Annotated in this window: 21 protein-coding genes; 3 read left to right on the top strand and 18 right to left on the bottom strand. The window is 33.3% G+C overall.

Annotation, left to right across the window (positions count from 1 at the left end; all coding sequences use genetic code 11):
* Positions 1-366 precede the first annotated feature (366 nt).
* The 4 genes from NNH57_RS20780 to NNH57_RS20765 all read right to left on the bottom strand — a co-directional run bounded on the left by NNH57_RS20780 (position 367) and on the right by NNH57_RS20765 (position 8,674).
* A complete protein-coding gene (locus NNH57_RS20780; RefSeq protein ID WP_074409678.1) occupies positions 367-2,676 on the bottom strand; it encodes an NADP-dependent malic enzyme in 2,310 nt (769 codons plus the stop codon).
* Between the two features lie 205 nt (positions 2,677-2,881).
* Positions 2,882-4,765 (bottom strand): trehalase family glycosidase, encoded by a 1,884-nt coding sequence (locus NNH57_RS20775; protein WP_074409679.1) that lies wholly within the window; start codon positions 4,763-4,765, stop codon positions 2,882-2,884.
* Complete coding sequence (locus NNH57_RS20770) at positions 4,755-5,975, bottom strand: MFS transporter (protein ID WP_074409680.1); 1,221 nt, start codon at positions 5,973-5,975, stop codon at positions 4,755-4,757. Before NNH57_RS20770 ends, NNH57_RS20775 begins: the two co-directional genes overlap by 11 nt.
* 71 nt (positions 5,976-6,046) lie before the next feature.
* Positions 6,047-8,674: a TonB-dependent receptor gene (locus NNH57_RS20765; protein ID WP_108807908.1), complete on the bottom strand. Its 2,628-nt coding sequence runs from the start codon at positions 8,672-8,674 to the stop codon at positions 6,047-6,049.
* A 275-nt stretch (positions 8,675-8,949) separates the two neighbouring features.
* Between NNH57_RS20765 and NNH57_RS20760 the strand changes: the two genes are divergently transcribed.
* Positions 8,950-9,969 (top strand): LacI family DNA-binding transcriptional regulator, encoded by a 1,020-nt coding sequence (locus NNH57_RS20760; protein ID WP_108807909.1) that lies wholly within the window; start codon positions 8,950-8,952, stop codon positions 9,967-9,969.
* 7 nt (positions 9,970-9,976) lie between these two features.
* On the opposite strand, the gene queG is transcribed toward NNH57_RS20760, so the two are convergent.
* From queG to NNH57_RS20710, 10 genes are all read right to left on the bottom strand, one after another.
* On the bottom strand, positions 9,977-10,906 hold the full coding sequence (queG, locus tag NNH57_RS20755; protein WP_108807910.1) for a tRNA epoxyqueuosine(34) reductase QueG: 930 nt from the start codon (positions 10,904-10,906) through the stop codon (positions 9,977-9,979).
* Complete coding sequence (locus tag NNH57_RS20750) at positions 10,907-11,305, bottom strand: mechanosensitive ion channel domain-containing protein (RefSeq protein ID WP_234423373.1); 399 nt, start codon at positions 11,303-11,305, stop codon at positions 10,907-10,909.
* Positions 11,306-11,625: 320 nt separating this feature from the next.
* Complete coding sequence (locus NNH57_RS20745; RefSeq protein ID WP_108807911.1) at positions 11,626-12,069, bottom strand: hypothetical protein; 444 nt, start codon at positions 12,067-12,069, stop codon at positions 11,626-11,628.
* 168 nt (positions 12,070-12,237) lie between these two features.
* The gene (locus tag NNH57_RS20740; protein WP_159099219.1) at positions 12,238-12,387 is read right to left on the bottom strand and encodes a hypothetical protein; all 150 of its coding nucleotides are present in this window, start codon (positions 12,385-12,387) and stop codon (positions 12,238-12,240) included.
* A 59-nt stretch (positions 12,388-12,446) separates the two neighbouring features.
* Complete coding sequence (locus tag NNH57_RS20735; protein ID WP_108807912.1) at positions 12,447-12,641, bottom strand: hypothetical protein; 195 nt, start codon at positions 12,639-12,641, stop codon at positions 12,447-12,449.
* Between the two features lie 9 nt (positions 12,642-12,650).
* On the bottom strand, positions 12,651-13,382 hold the full coding sequence (locus NNH57_RS20730; protein ID WP_108807913.1) for a hypothetical protein: 732 nt from the start codon (positions 13,380-13,382) through the stop codon (positions 12,651-12,653).
* A gap of 115 nt (positions 13,383-13,497) precedes the next feature.
* The gene (locus NNH57_RS20725; RefSeq protein ID WP_024771625.1) at positions 13,498-13,809 is read right to left on the bottom strand and encodes a hypothetical protein; all 312 of its coding nucleotides are present in this window, start codon (positions 13,807-13,809) and stop codon (positions 13,498-13,500) included.
* Positions 13,810-14,004: 195 nt separating this feature from the next.
* A complete protein-coding gene (locus NNH57_RS20720; protein ID WP_108807914.1) occupies positions 14,005-15,465 on the bottom strand; it encodes a hypothetical protein in 1,461 nt (486 codons plus the stop codon).
* Positions 15,466-15,475: 10 nt separating this feature from the next.
* Positions 15,476-15,754, bottom strand: a complete 279-nt coding sequence (locus NNH57_RS20715; protein ID WP_108807915.1) for a hypothetical protein — start codon at positions 15,752-15,754, stop codon at positions 15,476-15,478.
* Positions 15,755-15,758: 4 nt separating this feature from the next.
* Positions 15,759-15,968 (bottom strand): hypothetical protein, encoded by a 210-nt coding sequence (locus NNH57_RS20710; RefSeq protein ID WP_108807916.1) that lies wholly within the window; start codon positions 15,966-15,968, stop codon positions 15,759-15,761.
* Between the two features lie 113 nt (positions 15,969-16,081).
* Here NNH57_RS20710 and NNH57_RS20705 point away from each other — a divergent pair, with 113 nt between their 5' ends.
* Together NNH57_RS20705 and NNH57_RS20700 are read left to right on the top strand one after the other, a co-directional pair.
* A complete protein-coding gene (locus tag NNH57_RS20705) occupies positions 16,082-16,633 on the top strand; it encodes an RNA polymerase sigma factor (RefSeq protein WP_108807917.1) in 552 nt (183 codons plus the stop codon).
* Complete coding sequence (locus NNH57_RS20700; protein WP_108807918.1) at positions 16,630-17,346, top strand: tetratricopeptide repeat protein; 717 nt, start codon at positions 16,630-16,632, stop codon at positions 17,344-17,346. Before NNH57_RS20705 ends, NNH57_RS20700 begins: the two co-directional genes overlap by 4 nt.
* On the opposite strand, the gene NNH57_RS20695 is transcribed toward NNH57_RS20700, so the two are convergent.
* The 4 genes from NNH57_RS20695 to ruvB form a co-directional block, all read right to left on the bottom strand.
* A complete protein-coding gene (locus NNH57_RS20695; RefSeq protein ID WP_108807919.1) occupies positions 17,326-20,391 on the bottom strand; it encodes a CHAT domain-containing protein in 3,066 nt (1,021 codons plus the stop codon). The genes NNH57_RS20700 and NNH57_RS20695 overlap by 21 nt on opposite strands.
* Before the next feature lie 83 nt (positions 20,392-20,474).
* Positions 20,475-21,809, bottom strand: coding sequence for a cytochrome P450 (locus NNH57_RS20690; protein WP_108807920.1), 1,335 nt, complete (start codon positions 21,807-21,809; stop codon positions 20,475-20,477).
* A gap of 20 nt (positions 21,810-21,829) precedes the next feature.
* Positions 21,830-23,842 (bottom strand): amidohydrolase family protein, encoded by a 2,013-nt coding sequence (locus NNH57_RS20685; RefSeq protein WP_108807921.1) that lies wholly within the window; start codon positions 23,840-23,842, stop codon positions 21,830-21,832.
* A gap of 31 nt (positions 23,843-23,873) precedes the next feature.
* Positions 23,874-24,896 carry a Holliday junction branch migration DNA helicase RuvB gene (ruvB, locus tag NNH57_RS20680; protein ID WP_108807922.1) on the bottom strand — a complete coding sequence of 341 codons (1,023 nt, stop codon included), beginning with the start codon at positions 24,894-24,896 and terminating at the stop codon, positions 23,874-23,876.
* Between the last annotated feature and the right edge of the window lie 96 nt (positions 24,897-24,992).

The following is a 24,992-nucleotide window of genomic DNA, read 5'->3' as shown; positions in this document are numbered from 1 at the left end:
AGTGTTAAGCAACCAAATGTAATAAAATTCTACTACATACAGGGGATAAAAAAACACCCTTTAAAAATGGTGTTCTTTTTTTATTACGCTCGCCTCTTCCTTAATATCCAATACAGAAAATATTTCTGCATTATCATATTTAAGCGATCGGATTAAATATTGTTCTTGTGTAAATACACCAATACACGCTAACAAAGCATAAACCTGATCGATGTATTATAAAACTTGTAGTCTACTTATCTTATCAAAATACAAAAAGCTATACTACTATCGTAGTATAGCTTTTAAACATCTTATAGAATTGATTTTTTGTTACAAACAAAACTAATGAGTCTCTCACAAGAGCTGGAATTACCAATCAATCGATTAAACAACATCTGGCATTAATGACAATTGTAAATCTCTTTTTTCCTTCTGCTGAGCATCAATAACAGCAACTGCTGCCATATTGATCATTTCTTCTACACTTGCTCCCAATTGAAGGATATGAGCTGGTTTATTCATCCCCATCATAATAGGTCCTATTGATTCTGCATTATTAATTTCACTTAATAATTTATAATTACTATTGGCCGAATCTAAATTAGGAAATACCAATGTATTCACCTTTTGCCCATTAAGCTTAGAAAATGGAAATTTATCCTTTCTCATTTTTCTGTTTAATGCAAAATTCATTTGCAATCCACCATCTACAACCAGGTTAGGGTAATACCTATGTAAATATGCTACTGCATCCTGTACTTTTGAAGCAGTAGGATGTTTTGATGATCCAAAATTAGAATATGAAACCATAGCAATCACAGGTTTTACCCCAAACATCTCTACTGTTCTTGCCGTCATTTGCGCTATTTTTGCCAATTCTTTTGAAGAAGGCTCGATATTTATAGAGGTATCACTTATAAACAATGGGCCTTTATCGGTCATCATTACATTCATCGTTGCAATACGAGTTGCCCCTTTGGCAAGCCCTATTAAGTCCATCATGGGTTTAACCACAGTTGGATAACTTCTAGAATACCCAGAAAGTAATGCATCGGCATCTCCTTCATTTACCATCATAGCAGCAAAATAGTTACGTTCACGCATTAATTTTTCTGCGTCATAGAGGGTAATTCCTTTACGTTTATTGGTTTTCCAATATTGTTTGGCATATCTATTTTTACGCTCACATTCTTCGTCTGCTTTAGGATCAATGATATCAATACCTGTCGGATCAAAATCAATCTCTTTCATCAGTTCGAGTATGATATCTTTACGACCTAATAAAACCGGAAAAGCAATACGTTCTTCTTTAACTGTCTGAGCTGCTTTTAACACATCCAAATGGTCTGCTTCTGCAAAAACAACGCGTTTAGGATTTGTTTTTGCTCTATCTAGTAACAATCGTACTATTTTATTATCATTACCCATTCGCTCAAGCAATTCATCTTCATACTTCTCCCAATCGGCAATAGGTGCTGTTGCTACACCACTTTCGATAGCTGCTTTAGCCACTGCAGGAGGTACTTTGGCAATAAGTCTTGGGTCAAACGGTTTTGGGATGATATAGTCTTTACCAAAATTAAGACGTGTTTCTCCATATGCTATATTTACTTGCTCTGGAACAGGTTCTTTGGCTAGCTCGGCTAATGCTTTTACGGCCGCCATTTTCATTTCTTCATTAATTGCAGTAGCTCTAACATCCAGCGCTCCTCTAAAAATAAAAGGGAATCCCAATACATTATTTACCTGGTTAGGATGATCACTTCTTCCTGTAGCCATGATCACATCTTTACGAGCTTTAATTGCCAGGTCATATTTTATTTCGGGATCAGGATTTGCCATTGCAAAAACAACTGGATTATCTGCCATCGTCACCAGCATCTCTGGGCTTACCAGATTAGCCATCGATAAACCAATAAATACATCTGCATCTCGCATCGCATCTTCTAAGTCATTTAGATCACGGTCTGTGGCAAATTCTGCTTTTTCGGGAGTAAGACTCTCCCTGTCTTTACGAATTACACCTTTACTATCGGTCATGACGATATTTTCGGATTTGGCACCAAAAGCTTTATACAATCTTGTACAAGATACTGCTGCTGCACCAGCACCACTAACCACAATTCTTACTTCTTCAATGTTTTTATTTGCAATTTCTAATGCATTTAATAACGCAGCGGCAGAAATTATAGCTGTACCATGCTGATCATCATGCATTACCGGAATATCTAGTTCCTCTTTTAGTCGTCTTTCGATCTCGAAGGCTTCTGGAGCTTTAATATCTTCAAGGTTTATTCCTCCAAATGTTGGGGCAATATTTTTAACTGTTTCGATAAAAGCATCTACATCTTTAGTATCTACTTCGATATCAAACACATCAATATCGGCAAATATCTTAAACAATAACCCTTTTCCTTCCATTACAGGTTTCGACGCTTCGGGGCCAATATCTCCTAATCCTAATACCGCTGTACCATTCGATATTACAGCAACCAGATTTCCTTTTGCCGTATATTTATAAACGTCTGCCTTTTCCTTTTCGATTTCCAAACAAGGCTCTGCAACACCAGGAGAATATGCTAAAGACAAATCTCTTTGAGTTGCATATTTTTTAGTAGGAACGACTTTAATTTTACCCGGGGTAGGCTTGGCATGATATACTAATGCCTCTCTTCTTTTACTTTCGATACTCATACTAAATCAAGATAAATGTGCTAATAAAAATAAAGATCAAAATACCATAACTACGTGATTTGCGGTTATGGTATTTTGATACTAATATATATACAAAGGTACAAGTCTGTTTGAGATGCGGAAATTAATATAAAGGAATCTTTGCGAAAAATCAGAATTGAGAAAAAACACCCATCATTTAACAATCTTATTAAAGATTTATCAATTAATTATTGGTTTTATTGAATATTTTATCAGGATCTATAAGTTGATTCAACTTATACTTATATGCTACAGGTAGAAGACTTAATCCCAATTGATAAGAAGCGTTCATCCATCCAAAGCCACCGTCGGGAACATATTTAAAATCGGATCCGACATTACCATACTCTACATCTACTTTAAATGTCCCACAAACGACATCGAATTTTTCTGGAATTACACCATTATAATCTGCCGCATTTTTAGTAATCATCCATAGCCATCTATACACAAGTTCTTCTGCCAAATCCTGGTACCCATAATTAAGCAATCCTTTCCAAATAATCATTTGATGTGGAGCCCATCCAAATGGGTAGTCCCACTGCCGTTTTGGAGCATCTTTAGGAACATCCCGAAGAGAAAATTTAGAGCTTCCGGTAATCCCAAATTTACATTTTAACCGAGGTATCAAATATTCGACAACACTTTTTGCCTGATCTGCTGTACATAATTTTGCCCATAATGGATAAAACCCGGTTGCCGACTCAAAATGAGTTTTCTTTTTTTCTAATAGATTATAATCAAAATAACTACCTGTTTTTTCATCCCACAGATATTGATTTATCAGCGCTACCCGTTGAGATGCGATATCATTCCAATACTCAGAATTTAATTTTCTCTCTTTATATATAAATTCATCATTAAAAAAACTTTTTATGATATATGCCAAATCTTTTTCATACTTATACAATAGTGTGTTAAGATCTACAGTAGTAAGATCAGCACATATACCTTCTAACCTGTAGGTTGTATCATGCCCACTTTCTCTTACGCTTCGATCATGCAAAAAATATTGATCTAGCTCTACTCTATCAACCTCTCTGTGCAGGTATAGTTTTCTAAATTCTTCGACAGATTGCGAGTCATCGTTCTTATATTTTTGTAATATATAATCATAATGTCCTTCTTCAACTTCTGCTGTTATACCTATTCCTTCTGCATAAAACCTATTTAATCCATTCGGTGCTAATCTTTTTCCAGATTGCATCCAAACAGTTTCATATTCATAAATGGCCGTTTTTATACATTCTTTTAGCCACGAAATAGGTGTTTGATCTTTATATTTTTCATAATACTCTACAACCATAGATGTATAAAAAGGAGGTTGAGTTCTTGTTAGATAATAGCTTCTATTGGCATTTAGAATTTTACCATAATTCTTGATTTGATATGTAAAATTATCAATCATCCCTTTGGCAAGCTCTTTTTTGCCATCTAGTAAAAGTCCTATATTTATAAAATAGCTATCCCATCCATACATCTCATTAAATCTTCCTCCTGGCACCAAAAACGGGACCGCTTTTTTCTTATGCTCATCAGTGGTTAATGCTAATCCTAAAATCCCAGGCTTATCATTAATGGATCTCACAAATTCTGGTGTTATTTTTTGGGGTAACGTCTCTAATATAATATGATCTATTCCTTTTGTTACTTCCTGATAAAAAGAATAGGCTTCTTTATCATGAAAAGGAACGTATAATCGTTTTTCTTTTATATCCCGTTTATCATCGGATAGAATTTTTTCAATACCATTTCGATCTAATTTTCTAGTTAATCGATCCCAATAGTGCTCTTTTATCATTTTAGAAATTCTTAAGCTTGGTTGTTGTTTAACCTCTGTTAAGGAAATTTCTATGATCCCTTTTTTGTCTTCTTTTCCCAATTTTAATTCCTGAAGCAGATTAGACAAGTGATAGGTCCCTTTAACGGTATGAACTTCGTTATTAATAGTATGTATTTTAAATTCTTTTGGACCCTGGTCATCAATGGTAATCCTTTTGTCTTGATCAGTATCTTCTTGTTGAAGCAAACTATGCAAGACATCTTTTCTATATATTTTAATCAACATTATTTCTTGTTAATTTGTGTAATACCAGTAATGTCAATAGCAATAAGATCATTGGTATTATCGTATAATAAAATGCTTGTTGGGCACCAACATTTTTAAATAACCAGCCTACTATTGTAGACCCTGTAGTTCCTCCTAAAGCAGAGAAAACCACAATAAGACCAGTCATAGGGCTATGTAATTTTTTGGGTAAAGCACTTAGTACCGCAGAATTTATTAGAGGATATATTGGAGCGAGACATAATCCGATAAGTGGAAACGCATATCCTATCCATGGTATATCTGTAATTTTTTGAATCTCTTGTACCTCAATATCAAGGGTTTTTGGTAAAATAAAAATCACCATAAGTATTGCTAATCCAATACATACTGTAAGAATATAAACCCAAGATATTCGCTTTGATAGAATTCCTGCACCTATTCTCCCGATAGCCAATGATATTGCAAAAACGCTAGACATCATAATGCTTACATTAGGAGGAAGCTGCAGCACTCTTTTATAAAATGTGGGTAGCCAAGTCATCACTCCCTGCTCTACCATTACAAATAAAAAAGCACTACCAACAAATACAATCACTAACATTTTGGTGCACAAAAGCATCATCTGCTTAACATCATCTAATAAATTTACGCCTGGAATTTCGTTTCCTTCTTCAAATCTGGTGAAGAACAATAATAGAAAAGACACAAAAATGAATCCCGCCAAAAGCAAATATACACGTAACCATGCATCTGGATCATTATCATAATTAAATGCAGGAAACAGAAAATAGGCCGCAGCGATTCCTATCATAAAAACTCCTTCTACAATACTCATTAAACTATTGTGATCTCGTCTGGTTTCTGTAATTATCCCAATTAATGTATATACCGAAACTTTTACTAAGGCAAAGGATACTCCTATTGCAGCAAAAAGAAGTTTTGCCGACCAGAAAGAATTACCATAGTACATCCCTAAGCATCCAATAAAAGAAATCAGTAACCCTGATAATATTGCTTTCTTATATCCTATTCTTGGTAAAAAAGAAGCAATTAAGAATGAAACCAATGCTATCGGTAAATCTTTAAACCATTCTAAAGTACTTGCCTCGATCTCATCAACATGGTAATTCTCTAAAGATTTTAAGATTACTATTCCTACGCTATTAAGAAGGATAGCAAAAATAAAATAGTTAATAAACAAGGATATTTTTATGGATACATTCTTCATTAAAAATGGTGATGACTGGTTATTAATTTAAAACTGCCCGAGCAATACGAGCAGTTTATGGCTCCAAACAATTAAAAATCTATTGCTACAGATAGTCTATAGGCCCTACCCAAAATTGGTCTTGCCAGAAAGACATCATCATTAGCATTAGTTGTTCCTCTTGGGTTACCTTCTGTTAACCCTATTTCATTAAATAGATTAGAAGCATCAAATCCAAATCGTAATTTTTTTACCTTGTAATATGCTCCTGCATTAAAAACATTAAAAGCTGGGAGTTCTGTGGTATTAGCTTCGTCCTGATATTTTTTTCCGAAATGAGACCATTGTGTATATAATCCCAAACCTTTAATAATTTCTACCTGTGGTCTTAATGTAAAATATACATTAGGGATTCTTCTGGCACTATTTCCTTCATAATTAAAAGTTGTACCATCTGCATTAGCTCCAGAAAAATTATCATACTCTGGTTTTTGAACTGTTATATTGGCCTCTACTGCAAAAGCTTTGTATTTAGCATTAGCTTCAAGCTCTACTCCTATATTATTTACATCGGCAAATTTGTTTTCTGAAGTACCATCTGCCAAAATATCTGTAAAGGCAATGTTATCCATATTCATATAGAAAAGGTTAGCATAAATACCTATGTTAGATGAAGAATACTTAAATCCTAATTCTGACTGATCAACTTCGGTAACTTCGATAGCACTAAGATCAGATGCATTGTCATAGTAAGATTCTTCTATTGGTGATCTAAATCCATGACTATGTCTTGCGTAGATTGCCATGTTATCACTAAACTTATAATTTAATGCAGTAGTATATGATAATTCGTCTACATCATAATTCCAATATGTATATGGATTACCGTCTACAACAGTAAGGGCATCATCGGCAGTATTATCAGGCAGCAAGCCTAAATCTGTCGAAAAAAAGCGTGCATTATCGCGATATCCAGAATATTTATCATCGTCGTAGCGAAGTCCAAAATTAGCAGTTAAATTATCGGTAAAATTAACTTCTGCATCTATGTAAAGAGCATTTAATCTTCCTTTGGTTTGTGCATCTCTTTCTAACCAGGTAATTCTTTCTATTCCGTTATAGGTCCTGGAAATTCCTGTACTGGTATCTACCAGATTTACCAATCTTGGATTATCAGATACATCAACCAGGTAATTACTCCAATTCCAATATTGGTTTGATTTCCAATTAGAATAATAATATCCCAGGGTGACATTTATTTTTTCGAAATTAAATGAAAATGCCAGGTTGTTTGCAAAATTAGACATGTCTTTATCGATTGCCCAGTGATCTGCACGCATTACCAATGTATTTGGGTTCAAAGCTGCGCCTGTATCTACATATGTGTACTCGGCATTTGCTGCATCGGTTAGTGGAAACTGAGTTGTTCCTGTAGCAAAATCGGCTTGTGTATTTGGCCCTCCAGTACTAAAAATTGCATTATAATTTAGATCAATGCTTGTATTTCTGAATGTGTTCTTTACTGATACCACATCAGAGATCTGATATTTAAGCTCTCCTCCTATGGCATCTACATTGGGGTTCACACCATCTTCTAAATCTCTTTCAAAAAACCCTCCTCCTATTTGTGGCACTCTTAATCTACTAAAATTTCTAGAGGCTAATGTTCCGTAATTCGCATCGAATCCTTCGAATTCTTCTGGGTTCCCATCACTATCTCCTCGTAATGGAATAGGAAGTAGGAAGAGGTTTCTGTCATCTAGTTTTTTATAGTTGATTCTGGCATAGCCTCCATCAAATTTATAGGTAAGGTTAAATTTCATCTGCCCTCCTTTGTTCGCTTCAAATCCCGGGTCCCTAATTCCCTGATCTACTCTATAAAATCCTCCTATATTAAAAAGCAATTTATCCTCGATAATTGCTCCTCCAATATTGAGATCAGTTCTAAAAAGCCCATAATCTCCTACAGTCATTTTGGCTCTTCCTATTAGTTCATTTTGACCTGTTTTAGAGATAAAATTGATAATTCCACCAGGTGAATTTGTAGCAAAAACAGAGGCAGATCCTCCTCGAATAGCTTCCATTCTTTTAACAGTTTCATCTAACCTATACCAGTTATCTGCATTGGCAAATTGTAAAGCTCCATCTTCAAAAACGGGAAGTCCATCTTCCTGAATTTGAACAAATTCATATGCTCCAGCGGATGGAATTCCTCTGGCAAAAAGATTATTTCCTACCTCTCCTCCTGAAGTTTCGACAACAAATCCAGGGACTGATTGTAGCAGATCGGCAGTACTCTGCGGAGCTTTTTGTTCTATTTCTTTGACTCCCATTGTGGTTATTGCTACACTGGATTCTAATTTTGTTCGTGGATTAGAAGATCCGGTTACTACAATCTCATCTAATGAAAGCAGGTCTTCTTCTAAAACAATATCTTTAACAATGTTATCTGCCATAACAATCTCCTCTCTTACGGTCTTAAATCCCACCGAAGAAATTATCAAAACATAAGTAGCATTGGCTTCTAGATTATTAATAATATATTCTCCATCAAAATCTGATGTTGCTCCTCTGTTGGTTCCTTCTAGTAGTATATTAACTCCAATTACCGGAACGCCCTTATTATCTTTAATTGTTCCTGATACGCTTTTTCCTCCTTGAGCAATGGAATCCCCTATCCCGAAAACTAAGAAGAGAATAATACACAGTCTTGTTCTCATAATTTTTTAAGTATTTAGTTCTCTGCAATTTCATAAAACCTTAATGATAATTTACTTTTTCTTTAAGGTTCATGGGCTTCGAAATCGTTTTCGATACGATCGAAAACGATTTCGAAAGAACTATTCATTTAGGGTAAAAAGCCCATCTAAAAGTACTTTTCTCATTCATTTTGTCCTTTTTCACTAACAAGAGAGGCTTTTCAAATTTTTATATTTTATTAATCTAATTGTATTTTAGCTTAAATTGTATATTTAATAAATATAACATTTAGTCTATGAAAGTTACTACTTTAAAAGATATTGCTAATGAATTAGGAATTTCTGTAGCAACTGTATCTAAGGCTCTAAAAGACTATCCAGATGTAAATAAAGACACTAAGAAAAAGGTTCTTCGGACTGCCAGAAAATTGAATTACTCACCTAATCAATTAGCTGTAAACCTAAGAACTAAGCAAACAAAAACAATTGGTGTTATCATCCCGACTACAGTACATCATTTTTTTTCTAAAGTAATAGATGGTATCATTGAAGAAGCAGAAAAAAAAGGGTATCTGGTTATCATCCTCCAATCTAGTGAGAAACTATTTCTTGAAAAATTACAAATAAATTTATTAATTGATAAACGAGTAGATGGTATTTTAATGTCTTTATCTAATAAAACTAACGAATTCGTTCATTTAAAAAAAGTACTGAGTCGAAATATTCCTTTGGTACTTTTTGATAAAATAGAACCTTCTATACCTTGTTCTAAAGTACGGATCGACGATAAAAAAGCTGCATACGAGGCTGTTTCATATCTTATTTCCAAAGGATACAAAAAGATTTCACATTTCAGAGGGGATCTTAACCCCAAAATTTCTAACGATCGTTTTGAAGGATACAAAGAAGCATTAGAAGATCATGGAATCACATACGATGCTTCTTTGGTATATCTGTGTAATAACAATACAGATTTTGAAGATGGATATAACAATGCGAAGAAGCTAATACAAGAAAATCCCGAGGTTGATTCTATTTTCACAATAACTGATCTTGTGGCAATTGGTGCGATAAAATATTTTAATGAAAACAACATCAAAATCCCCGATGATGTAGCTGTTTTTGGATTTAGCAACTGGTTTATGTCTTCTGTTGTCTCTCCTACATTAACAACTGTACATCAACCTGCACATCAAATGGGAGTTATTGCCACAGAGATTTTACTAGATGAAATAGAATTAAATAAAGAAAATAAACCTTGTCTTCATAAAGAGATCATTCTGCCTACCAAGCTTATTTTTAGAGAATCATGTTAATCGTTTTTTAATCTCTAAATAAAAAATCGATATTCCTTTGCAACCCCGAGAATTTAGTTCTTTTTACTGCAGATTTCTGAAACACCTTTGAAAATACTTCTTGTGTGATCTCTTCCCAGTCTTTTTTTGACATCTCTAGTAATTCTGGTTTTGGATTAAAAAGTGGTTCATTATGTGGTTTAGAAAAGCGATTCCATGGGCATACATCCTGACACACATCGCAACCAAACATCCAATCATCAAATTGGTTTTTATAGCTATTAGGAATCTCTTCTTTAAGCTCTATCGTAAAATACGATATGCACTTACTGCCATCTACCACATAAGGTTCTACAATTGCTTGCGTAGGACAAGCATCAATACATGCTGTACACGTACCGCAATGGTCTGTAACGGGAGTATCATATTCTAAATCAAGATCTATGATAAGCTCTGCAATAAAATAAAAAGAACCTACCTGTTGTGTTAACAGGTTGCTATTTTTACCAATCCAACCCAATCCACTTTTTGCTGCCCAGGCTTTATCTAATACAGGTGCAGAATCTACAAAGGCTCGCCCATGGACCTCACCAATTTCTTCTTCAATAAAATGCAATAACTGCTTCAGTTTATCTTTAATCACAAAATGATAATCGGTACCATATGCATACTTAGACAGTTTGGGAGCTTCGGGATCTTTTTGTTTTTCTGAAGGGAAATAATTGAGTAGTAGGGATATTACACTTTTTGAATCATCTACCAATTTGGTAGGATCCAGGCGTTTATCAAAATGATTTTCCATATACTGCATCTCACCGTGCATATTCTGGTTGAGCCATTTTTCTAAACGTGGAGCCTCCTGTTCTAGGAATTCTGCTTTAGAAATTCCGCACGACAGAAAACCCAGGCGTTTTGCCTCGGATTTAATACGTTGAGTGTATCTGGTTTTAGGATTCAACTACACTTCTTCTTTATGGTCAATTTGTTCTTCTATGCGTTTATTCATGATTTGGATTCCTTTTTGTATCACCATAGATGTAGGTAAAGTTATGTTTTCGCCATGATCAGTAATCATAAAAAGATAAAATCCTGTAATATCTTTCACTTCTCCGGTCCAGTCAAAATCTTTATCCAAAACTCGTATCCTATCCCCTATCCTTACCGGATGACTAAAAAATAAAATAATACTTGCAGTAAGGTTCGATAAGATAGACCATTGCGCAAAAAAAGCAATCCCCAATACTGCTAAAACCGAAGAAATAAAGACACTAAACTGTTTAAGTTCTACCCCCCAGATAATCACCAAAGCTGTTCCTGCAATAAGGTAATGAACCAGATTGGTTAGATTGCGTATCAATTTTCTTCGATTAGCATTTATAGATTTTAATATTGAGAATTTCCTAATTACACTTTTTGTTATCAGTAACACAAAAAATAATAATATCAATACTATAATAGTCAGTAAAATTTCATTTCTATAAGCAATCATTATTTAGTTTATTAACGTATTCCGTATTTGTTCCTGCAAAAATACGTAAATATAAAATGTAGGGAAAAGTGTTAGAACTACTTCTTCTTGTTTAATGATTGTTAATCAAAACAACTATCAATAACTTATTATTTATTTAGATCTCTACCATTCTTTTCACAAATCATAAGGTAGTACTAAAACATAAATTAATTAGCTCTTTTAAATACAAAATCATCGTTATTTTGATCAGTAAGTGTAAGTATATCACCTTGTAATTTATATGAAAATATATCCTTTGGAGGAGGAAAGGTTCCAAAATTTCCATCTGCATCTTCTTTAGAAAGTACTATTGAATCTTTGGTTATTTCTTCGCTGCTGCCACTTACACATAATTTACTTCCGTCTCGGATAACTACCATCGAATTTACAGTCACTATAGTCTCTTTGTCAAATATTAGCTTTGTTGCATTTGTATCACAACCTATCGGAGTACTCTCTTTGTTTTGATTGTAGTCTTGCTCTGTTGTACTTTCTAAAATCCACGTACCAATAATAGTATTATTATCTGTGTTTGTATTTGTATCATCATCGCCTGAGCACGATGATATCATAATTGCCAATATGGCAAGTACAAAAATCTGTTTTTTCATAATTAGTTATATATTAAATAGTTATCCTATGTCTACTAACATTTTAATACTAAAAAAAGTATTAGTTAGCACGTTTATTATTATTTATCTCAAAAAACCAGAACACCTATTTTGATAATCTGGTTTTCCTTAGTCTATGACCTAACCACATTTATAATTAAACATAGTCTAGTATGGGTTTCTACAAATCTCTGCGCATTCTCTTGCCGACAAACCAGCACAGAGTATTTGTTTACAGTTATTGATCCTTCCTGCAATGATTGATTTTTGAGCAATTTTACTTAGAATCTTAACCTCGTTTAATTTAAGAATTTTCATGATTTTTATTATTTTAAAATTAGTATTCTATGAACATTTAAAGACATTCAAGATTATCTCTATCTACAGGGTACTCGTACTTTAACCCATCTACAATATCTTCCGGTTAATGGCGGAAAGCCAACTGTATCACATAACCATTTCCATTGCCAACACGTAAGTATGGGGTCAGGAAGGTTTATATCTCCGCCTCCTATCGATTTTTGTGCAGTTTTGCTTAGGATTTTAATTCCTTCTATTTTTAAATTTTTCATATCGTTATTTTAAAAGTTTAATCTACCAGTTCCTCTTTCTCCTGTAGAATACGTATCCCATCCCCAGAAAAATGTGTTATCCAACCATCGATTTGGGTTGGATCTTAAATAAGTACTTCCTGTAGCAGAAACTGTTTGATATGATGGGTACGCATAGACATCATAATTTGTTATAAACCATCCATCTGTTCCTTTTAATGAAATTTTGGCGGATTGAATTTCTACCCAACTTATAGCTTGTCCCGGGTATCTTGCACTTAAATAATAATAGTCTGTTTGCCCTCTTTCTCGATCATCCCCAGCATTATTTAAACTAGATACCGAATGTGTATAGATTCCTCTACTAGTTCGAAACCTCACACTAGCCTTAGCATCTCCATCAGTTTCATTATTTTTTTGAGCTCCTGTCTTTGTACGGATTCTATAATACCACCTTGTACTATAACCTTTCTCATAATTGGTATTTACCGAATTCTTATTCATATATTCTGCAACTTCTTCTTCAAATCTTGCATCAGCATCTTCTTTACTTATATCGGCGCTATAACTTCGATGCAATATTGGAATTACAACTTCCGCATTTTCTTCAATCCTGATATCACTTTTACCTGTTTTGCTCATAAAACCTTCGGTATTATTTGAAATTTCGGGAATAACCTCTTGTTCCTTCTCACAAGAAGCAATTGCTACTATGCAAAATACCCCTACTACATACATTTTTAGATTTGTTAGTTTTTTCATTTTATTTAATAATTAGTTTTTTTGCCTACTCTATTCACTTTTCGGCTACCGTGTTTACTTAAATCCAGATTATGCTACTCAAAAAATGGTTTTAGAAAGTATACTTCAGTTGTATTCAGAATCTAATTTCAGGAGAGTTTTGAGCCACTCCTCCTCCATCAACATAATAGGTCACATTAGTATCCTTTTTTACTTTTATTTGCATTCTTGCTCTGGTCAATGACCATTTACCAACTTGAAGTTTTTTGTAGGTTCTTCCGTCTAACTTTTGTTTCTGTCTATCTTTCCCAAACCAGCCAACACCATATCTAACTTTAATTGAAGCATCGTTTGGGGCTTTAAAAAAAGCAACCCCATTGGCATTAAAAAAGCTTTCCATAGTTTTCCATTTCCCCTTTTTTACAAATTTTTCCCTAATCGTGGCCATAACGTATTATATATTTTATTTTCTTGCTTACTCTATACACTTTTCAGCTTACGTGTTATCTAATACCAATTATTTTTAAGCTTTAATTCTGAGCTATTAATAGTTCTATTTTTATATTACATAAGGGCATATGTCTCCATATCCATAAGAATATGGGATCATTGATTACGTTAAATTTTATATGAGAAGGTTAGGTTATGTAATATTCACGGTAATTTGATAATCTCCTAGATTCGAAGTGACAACACTATTAGTACTTCTTTTACCTGAAGGAAATGTAGCATTTACAATCCCAATTTTATCATTCTCAATATCACCTCCTTCTAACAAATCTGTTCCTAGCTTTAAAAACCCTTTTCTAATCCCCTCTCCTGCTGTTTTTCTTTCCTGAGAATTTAAGCTGGACGAACTTGCTACTTTTGAGGACAATCCTACAGATTTACCAAGAATATCATGAATAGGATCAGCTTCATATCCATTAGTTGATATTTTAACGTGTTGTGTTTTGTGTAAATGAAGAACTACCTTGTGATTTAATGTGCGTTTTCCTTTATCCATACTTTCAAACAATCTCCATCGGCCATTAATACCAACATACAGATACCATTCATCCTGCTTTTTAAAAATTATTCCATCGGGATCTTTATCCTTCTTAAAAACAGCTTCTCGTACTGCAACAGTTACTTTTTTAATATGCTTAGCATCTATTCCTTTGGGATCCGACCATCCCCCACTAATCATTACTCCATAATTTTCTGATGGAATATTTTTCCCCTTCAGTGGAATCGTCACTCGTAACAATTTTGGATCATCACTAGGAAAAGGAGTAATTATTGGATTAATAGCACTAGCAATCATTTTCTTTACTTTGAATTTTGGGATTGAAGAATCTGATGGTTTTGGTGGCAAGTAGAGATCAAAAGTATAATTTTGATCGTTGATCTTTTGGTTGATGTATCCCCCTTTTTTATTTATATAAACGATTGCTTGATTAGCTCTGGACAGTCCTTTATTTCCAGAAAAAAGATCGGTCTCTTCCCGAAAAGAAACTACTGCTTTTGGAGGGTGAATTTCGGATCTGTGTTTTCCGTTTTTAGGATGCCCACAGTCATAGATCCATCTTCCTGTAACTTGTATACGATCGCCGGGCATGGGCAGTGACCATAATGGGACAAATTTAGAATCCCATTCACATTCCATTACGGCAATCTGATTTTTAGCATCATATTTCCCATTTGCCGGGCTATTCAGATAAAAAAACTGCTTATCAGTTTTTACAAAATAGTTCCAGTCATAACTATGATGCCATGGTTTAAGAGGAAAATCTGTACCTGATATTCTGCTCTGTGTTAAAACACCTTTTATCGTTCGTATTTGGGCACCGGTTCTCGAGTCTCTTTTTGCTGCAGAAACCCAGGAGGGAACAACCTCTCCAAATTCTTTTGTTAAGATCTTCGGTAATATCACAAGTTTTAACGAATTACTCTTCCTACACCCGCAATCAAACCCATTTCCATCATTCTTTGAAGAAAATACCGAATGTGCTTTTTTTATAGATGTTGGTAAGCCAAAATGCATTTCATGATTTTGTTTTATACTAATTACCGGAAACGAAATACCTTGTTGCTGGTAAATATTTCTTATACTTAATGTCATAATGTATCTTTTAAGGTTCTAGATTTTTCACTCTCGTTTCCAGATCTTTTAATTTATTCAACACGTCAAGATTTCCAACCATGAGTCTTTTGTGTACTATAAAATTTGATGTTTTAGAATCGAAAGTGGCGAGCAGATTATTTGCCGATCCAAAGATTTCTATTTTTGCTCCTTGTAATTTTACCTTACTATTCGTTAAAACTATATCTGCCTGTTGTTGAATTGGCTGAAATACTTGACCTACTACTACCGGATTGATTTTTATCTCTGGTTTTGTCACTTTTGCCATAATGCTAATTGTTTTTGGTTATTGCGTTACTAATCATTTTTAATTTATCGATTGCGTAACCAATAAAATACCAGGTTGCCAAAAATGCAATACACTCAAAAGCAAAGCTTCCCAGTTTGTAAAAAGATTCTGCTATTAATAGTGATATCCCTAGTGAGGGAATGAATTCTAGAGTAATTTCCTTAAGCGTTAATTTTTTTAAAATGCGATTCATAATTCTTAACTTTTATATGTTTTATACTCTTTATGGAAGAAAAAAACCGAATCTTAACATCTATAGGAGGAAAAATGTTTTTTTATACCTTAGAGGAATAGAAATCATACTCGGTGGATCAATCCCTTATTGACATTTTAATTCATAGTAATCCTAAGGAAATAAGTAAATTATATTATTTACACAGGAGCGCTTTTTTTAATTTTGGAAAAAAACATGGTGTAGGTCAAGACACTATGGCTGATATCTATCAAGATGCATTTGTAGTACTTAGAAAGCAAGCAATACAAGGAAAATTGGATGCTGTAAACAGCTCTTTAAAAACGTACTTATTTGGTATCGGCAAACGAATGATTTTTAATCATTACAAGCAACATAAAAATACCGTTTCACTAGAACCAAAACTTCATATTGCAAGCGAAAACATTGAAGAAATTGCATTTGATGAATCTGTCGAGCTTTCGTTAGAGCAAAGGCTTTTACAGACTTTTTTTAATAAATTAGGAAAACGATGCAAAGAGATGTTAATATTATTCTATTATCGAGGACTAACAGTAGAGGAGATTGCCGAAAAAGAAGGATATGATAATACTAATGTGGTGAGTAGTCAAAAATCCCGATGTATTAAGCAATTAAGAGCAATGATTAATCCCCCTAAACAATGAAACCCCAGGATCTCATATCAAAATACATTCAAGGTACCTTAACAATTGAGGAACAACAGGAATTTGACACATTATTAAGTGTTGATCAAAATTTTAGAGACGAAGTACTATTTCATACTAATCTTAAAAAAGTAGTAGAACATAAGGATGATGATGATTTTAGACATTTGCTTTCTGACCTTGAGTATAATGTTAAGAAAAAAAATAAATTAAAATGGTGGTCTATAGCAGCTTCCATTCTTGTGCTATTAGGAACCATCTATTTTTGGGATACCAAAAAACCAGTGTCAAATGAAGAGTTATTCGCTACTTACTTTGAGCCGTATAGAAATATTCTTCAACCTGTAGTAAGAGGAAATGATCATAAAAACAAAATATCAGTAGCCTTTAATGCTTACGAAAACGGTAATTTTAAAAAGGCTCTTGACGCATTCAATACAGTATTAGAAACTGAAGAAAACGACACTCTTCAATTTTATAAAGCAAATGCCTTGTTAAAACTAAATGAAGCTGAAAAAGCAATTGTGATTTTGGAAGAGCGAGATAAAATTGAAAACTCGTTTAGTGAAAAAAATCATTGGTATCTGACTATGGCTTATCTAAAAGTTGGTCAACTTAACAAAGCCAAAGAACAATTAGAGTTATTAATAAAGATTCCTGATAGTGAATATAAAAAGGAAGAAGCTAAAGAACTACTCAAAAAACTTAATTAGTTTTTTTCTAAAAATAAAAACCGGAACCAAAACCAATATTACTACCCACCAGTATAAAAAACCTTGCTCCAAAGATTCTGTATTACCCGAAATCACAAATCCTGCCCAATAAAAAGGGTGTTTTAATGCGTTATCTTTTACACTACCGAGATACTGAAGTTTTGCTTGTTGCAATGCTTTATCTTTAGCATATCCTTTTTTCAAATTTTTATAAAAATAGTTCATTATCACCGCGGTTTCTTTATCTGGCACTTTCCATAAGGTCATTACTGTGCTTTTTGCTCCCGCATAATGAAAAGCTCTTGACATACTCATCACGCCTTCACCTTTTTCTAATTTTCCGAATCCAGTGTTACAAGCACTAAGTACAATCATTTCTGAAGGAATTGATAATCCATAAATATCAGATGCCATTAAAATATTCTTATTACCATTTTCAGAAAATACGAGCTTATTCAACATTGCATTTTTTCTATCAATCTCTGCATGAGCGGCCAAATGTAGTATTGAAGAATTAGTAGCACTAGCAACAAAATTTTTAACAGAAGCCTCTTCACCCAAAAATGCTTTACCTTTCATGATTTTCGAAATACTCCTAACTTCGATATCGCTAGAAGCAAAGGAATTATTATTTTTATATTTCGGTGCAAAACCACTCCATTTCATTTCTTTTGTAGTTTTTAATGACCTCTCGGTTAATGCTTTCAATACTGTTGCAGAACCTGCATAACTTATAGCATACTCTTCAAGCATATATCCTTTTCCATTATACAAAACCTCAAATGGAACATAATTAAGTATGTTATCTGTTACCAGTATCAAAGTTTCTTTCAGGTTCAAATTTTTCAGCAAAGCTGTAAATATTCGTTCAGAATTTTCTTTGATGTTTTGTTGGTTAAGTATTTGCTTCCTAAATTCCTTAATTGATTTAGTCAAACCCTTTATTATTGGAAACTTCTTAAAGTCAATAGTATCATTATTTATAACAAAAATGTATAGGTTTTCCTCTCCAGCAAAATACTCAATCAAAGTTGTATTTGTATCCAAATATTCCTTTTGTAATTGCGAGACTTTGATCGTGTGATCGGCATATTTTAGTTGATAATATCTAGGATAGTCCCTTTCAATTTTATGTAATAAATCCTCTAGTTTCAAACTATACTTCAATCGTAGACTCATCGTAGAATCTATCTTGAATGAATGTGTTTGAGTATGTAGTGCTGTTCTAATAGAGGACAATTTTCTTTTCAACATATTCTCCCGTTGTAATAGTGAATCAGGGACTCCAGCAATTTTTTTAAACTGTTTATCTTTTATCCCTGTTACCAATGCACTATTTCTATTAATTTCTGAAAATTGGAATGCTTTTTCCAAATACTTCTTTTGTTGAGTATTTTGAAACAAAACATAGCAAATCTCGATTGCCTTATCAAAATAATCTGGGTTTTTACGCCCAACATTTATCAAGGATCGATCAGTAGTATATTGCTTTTTGATTTCACGAATATTTTGGATCATCAAATCCATGTTTTTATATGATTTCTCAACTGATTTTATTGTTTTTGAATTCGTATATTGGGTTAAAGCAATACAATTATTAAGATGTATCGCTTCTACTACCAGTAAAGGAAAATCATGCTCTCCTTTAGTATACAAGGCAAGATGTTTTTGAATTATTGTAAAAGCTTTTTTATGATTTCCTTGTTTAAACAAAGCTTCTGCCAATAATAGCTCACTTTTTAAGACATACCTATGATTTTTATAAAAGTGATTCGAAAAATTAATGAATGCCTTAGTGTAGAAATCTATTGCTTCTCTATACTTCTTTTGCTTCATATGCATATCGCCCATACCTTGATAACACTCTGCTTCCTGAAACTTAGAATCCATTTTTTCACTTCTTCGTAATGCTTCTTTATAGTATTTTTCTGCTTCCCGATACTCCCCAAGCTTCACATAAGTATCAGCAATTGATGTTAGATTCTGTATCGGAAACCAATTATAAACTCCATAAGACTTTTCTCTAATTTGTAATGCTTTCTTATCAAAATCTAAAGATATTGCATACTCTCCTTTTAACTTTAGACATCTAACATACCAAGCTTGTATATTTGCAGTATTAAGATGATTCTCCCCATAAATAATCATCGCTTTTTTTAAAGCCTTATCGATATACTCTTCTGCTTTTTCTAAATCATTTTTCTTAGCATAAATACCACTAATAGCGGTATAAATATCCGTAATAAAACCTACTTCTTCGCCTTGGTTTCTAAGATCGTACTCTGCTGATTTTTGATAAAATTCTATAGCTTTACCATAATCTCCCAAGGCCTCATTTACAACTCCTATATTAAACGTTGTTATTGCCAGGTCATATAAATTAGCCTTGTTTTCTAACTTAAGCTGATATGCTTTATTATAATAGTTATGTGCTTTATTAAAATCTCCTTTCAATAAATAGGCGCTTCCCAAATTATTTAATAATTCTGCTCTATTTAGATCTGAAATCGAATACTCAGAAAGATTTAATGTTTTCTTTATCAATTGTACTGCTTCATCAAATCGACCAATAGTCCATAAAATGTTACTTCGTACAGTATATGTTCTTACAAGATTATATTTAGGTAAAGTTGATTTCTCTAATTGTTCTTTTAAAATCTCATCGCTTATCTGTAATGCTTTTGTAGTCAAACCATCCTTTCTATAAACGACAGCCTTTGTGTTCATTAACTCACCCCATAGACTGTCGTTTTTTATTCTTGAAGATGTATAGTTTTGAATAGAAACATCAATTGTTTTTAATGCTGAAGAAAAATTGTTTTTATAAATTTCGATATTAGAAATATACAATTGTGATTTTAGATAGCTTCTAATATCATCTTTCTCTAAAAAATAGCTTGAAGCAAGCTTAAAATGAAGTATTGCTTCTTTATAATTATAATGAGTATAAGCCGCAACTCCTTTTTGATATGCTTCATCTTCTTGTAGCGAAAAGACGGATGAGCTTATCAAAAAACATAAATGAAAGATCAGTAATTTCTTCATTTAATACGTCATTAAATAATCAAATTGGTATAAGGTAAAAGTTTAGCTTAAATATAAAACTAAAGATGTAAACTACAATATACTTATCTGTTGACGAATGTAAGTATTGCGTTTTCGGGTTTCAAAGTGATTAATGGCTTAATATTAACTTTATCAAGATCTGTACCTATTTTATACTTCCTTACCAAAGCGCTTATTGCCAGAATCATTTCATACATCGCAAAATTATTACCTATACACATTCTGGGTCCTGATCCAAAAGGGAAATACCAATCAGAATACTGTTTTTTATCTATATCAGGATGAAATCGATCGGGATCAAATGCAGAAGGGTTTTTCCAAAAACTTTTATGTCTGTGGATTTCAAAAAACGAAACCAGAATGGTCGTTCCTTTTTTTAGTTTTAAATCCTGATAATTATCATCTTCTATAGCCACGCGATCAGAAAAATAAGCAGGTGGATATAACCGCATTGCTTCTTCAATACACTGTCTTGTATATCGAAATTTTGCTATCTGTTCCATTGGCGGTAAATCATCTGAAGTTTCAGAAACTTCTTGATATACTTGTTCCTGAATCTCGGGATGAAGTGCCAGCAATACAGCAGTAAAGGTTAAAGCATTAGATGTAGTTTCATGACCCGCCACAAAAAGAATTAGGATTTCATCTATCAGTTGCTCATTATCCATCACACTACCGTCATCATATTTTGATGTTAGCAACATATCTAACAGATCATTATACACTTTATTAGAGTTCCTTCTTTCTTCTATAATTGTATTAAGAATATCTCTTGCTTCCTGAGTTAGCTTGAGTGTATTTTTGATTTTCCCACTCAAATAAAACCACCATCGTTTATAAGGCTGTCTTATTTCCTGTACTAATGATTTCTGGGCTGCTTCTGTTATATATTGCAATCGTGAAATGGTATCTCCTTGGGTATCTGTATAACCAAATAATGATTTTGCAACTACCTTAAAGGCCAAATCACTCATTACAGGAAAAAGATCGATCTCTTTGTTAGAGGGTATCCTCAGGAATTCTTCCTGAATTACCTCTTTAATCGTATTTATCAAGGATTCCAGCTTTTTTTTATGAAAAGCGGGTTGAATTAAACGTCTTTGTTTTAGCCATTTTTCTCCTGTAGAAGTTAATAATCCTTCTCCTACATACTTTGCCAGATCTTTCGTTTGTAATTCGGATTTACTATATCGTCTATGTTGTTTTTGCAACATATGTTTTGCAAAACCTGCATCACGAGTAAAAATAGCGGTTTTACCAAATCCTAATTGAACTTTAAAAGTGTCTCCATGCTTTTCAAAATTTTCATGATGAAAAGGAAGTGGATTTTTAAGAATACGACTTGCATTATTAAGAACTCTAAAAAAAGAGACTATGGGAATTCGTCTATCTAGCATGTGAATTTTTTATCTCTTATTTATTTAAAATGTTTCACTCCAATAGCTTTATATAATTTTTCTGGATTATAAATATTTCCATTTTTTATGGTAAGCTCTACCTTTCTGATATCATTAATATCATTAACTGGGTTGCCATCGACCAATATTAGATCAGCTAATTTACCTTCTTCAATCGATCCTAAGTTATCATTTACTCCAGCAATTTTTGCAGAATTCAAAGTTGCTATTTTTAAAACTTCAGAGGTTGGAATTCCTGCTTTTACATAATTTTCCATTTCGGCATGAAGTCCAAATCCAGCCATTGAATCTGTTCCTGGCACAATCGTAACTCCATTATCATAAAGTTGTTTTACAATGCCCAGTAATTTATCATAAGAGGCTTTATATTGATCTTTTTTTCCATCAGGAATAGGAAGCCCTCCAGAATAATATCCTCTTTGAACACTTAGTGGTAATCTATCCAAAATTTTAGCAAAAGAAGGATCTGCTTCTCCTGCTTTCACAGTAAACATACCATCAAAAATAGAAACTGTTGGATCTATCACTATATTTTTTTCTTTAAGTAATCTTATAAAATCCTTAAACTTCTTTGATTCAAAATCTAATTTATGGTTATGTTCTGCTACCATTGAAAATCGAAGCGGCTGTCTAGTATCAATAGTATCTGAAAGAAAATTCAAAGCCAACATATTAACATGTTGAATTTCATCATACCCACTCTTTATAGCCTGCTCTGCAATCATAAAAGCCGGAATATGTCCACTCACTCTCATCCCCAGTTCATGTGCTTTATCAGCCAATGGTTTTACCCATTCTGGAGGGATAGAGCTATATAATTTAATTTGTGTATACCCTTTGTCATGGTAGTCTGAAATTGCTTGTATTCCTTCTTCAAGAGTATTTATAATTGAGCCTGTAGGTCCTGCATATGGGCCTGCTTTATCAATAAACCCGCTCATCACTAATATTCTTGGGCCAACCAATTTATTTACATCAAAATTTTCCTTTAACTCTGGTAAATCCGAAGAATTCCCTAAATCCCTAACAGAAGTTACTCCTGCTGCCAATTGCATCACCCCATCGGTCTCACTAATATGTGTATGCATATCAAACAATCCCGGTAATAACGTTTTATTAGTTCCATCAATAACCATTGTATCATCGCCTTCTGTAATTACGTCAGTTGAAACTTGTTCGATTTTGTTTCCGTTAACCACAATAAATCGATTAGGTTCTATTTTTCCGGTTTTAGAATTAAACACCCCTACATTTTTGATCAATATTTTTTTGGAAGGAGTTTCAAATAATGATGGAGATAAGTTTTTTAAATATTCTTCTTCTTTTTGTTTTTGAATTGGTTGTAACTGCTTTGCAATACTGTCATATCCTTTTTGAATACACGTAAACCAAGGTGAAACATATCCAAAAAATCTGTCATTTTTATCAATCCAGGTGTATGAAGGTGTAAAAGATTGTCCTGTAAATTCTACCAACCTAAGTTCTGTCGAATCATTTATTTTATGGTTATCAATATTGGTTATTTTTATTGAACCACTTGGCAATAGATTTACTTCTTTATTTTCTGAAGAAAGTAACTTTTTGATAAGTAAATCTGTTATTCCGAAAGAACCATTTATTGCTGAAAAGAACGAATTATTATCAAACTTGGCTTCACCTTGCTCTGAACTACTTTTCCATTTTGCAGTTCCTTCTTTAACTTCAAAAATCTCTGAAACAGTATCTTTTAGATAATTATGTCCATAAATCTCATGACTTATTATTACATCATTATCATTAAGAATAACTTTTTCATTAATATGAGGTCCTCTTCCCCTGTCATTAAATTCATATACATAATGGTACACTCCATCTTTTCCTTGAAAACTTTTTTGATATCCCGCAAGTTTATCACCCATGTAGATATTATATTCTAAGCTCTCATATACTTTTACAGCTTTTTTTGTTTCTTTTTGACACGAAATTATGGTCATCGATAAAACAACTATTACAAATTTTAATGAAGTGTTCATTACTGAAGCGTTTATGTTCGATAAAAAATTATTAAAATAATCCTCCCTGAATTCCTCCTTTTACTCTTCCCAAGTGTTTATAGGCAGCTTCTGTTACTTCTCTACCTCGTGGTGTACGCATAATAAATCCTTGCTGAATCAGGAAAGGCTCGTATACTTCTTCTATAGTCTCTGGACTTTCACTAACCGCAGTTGCTATTGTAGTTAATCCTACCGGGCCTCCTTTAAATTTATCAATCAAAGTCAATAAAATTTTATTATCCATCTCATCCAAACCGTGAGCATCTACATTAAGTGCTTTTAAGGCAAATTTTGAGATTTCGATATCTATCTTACCATTTCCTTTAATTTGTGCAAAATCACGCACTCTACGCAATAAAGCATTAGCAATCCTAGGTGTTCCTCTACTCCTACCTGCTATTTCTATAGCGGCTTCCATAGAAATTGGAACATTAAGTATATGAGCACTACGCTGCACTATGGTAGATAACAATTCTGTCGTATAATATTGTAATCGCGACTGAATCCCAAAACGAGCTCTCATAGGTGCCGTTAGCAATCCAGAACGTGTTGTCGCTCCTACCAATGTAAATGGGTTCAAATTAATTTGAACTGTACGTGCATTAGGACCGCTCTCGATCATAATATCGATCTTATAGTCTTCCATTGCAGAATACAAATATTCTTCTACTATAGGGCTTAATCTGTGAATTTCGTCTATAAACAATACATCTCTATCATCCAGATTCGTTAATAACCCCGCCAGATCTCCGGGTTTATCCAAAACCGGTCCCGAAGTAACCTTAATTCCTACTCCTAATTCGTTGGCAAGAATATGGGCTAATGTGGTTTTCCCTAACCCGGGAGGGCCATGAAAAAGGGTATGATCAAGAGCTTCATCTCTCAAATTTGCCGCCTGAACAAAAATCTCTAAATTCTCAAGAACCTGATCCTGGCCAGCAAAATCATCAAAGGCAAGAGGCCGTAATGCTCTTTCGATATCCAGGTCTTCGCTAGAAAAATTTTCGTTTGTTGGATCAAGGTTTTCGTTCATTTATAAAATCTCATTATCATCGATCCGATAGCTTTATATCGGTATTAAGTTTATTACTACTATCTAAATCTTGGTTTAATTGATATAACACCAGAG

This window comes from Aquimarina spinulae, from assembly GCF_943373825.1.
In the GTDB taxonomy this organism is placed as follows: Bacteria; Bacteroidota; Bacteroidia; order Flavobacteriales; family Flavobacteriaceae; genus Aquimarina; species Aquimarina spinulae.
This window is presented reverse-complemented; position numbering and strand designations above follow the sequence as displayed.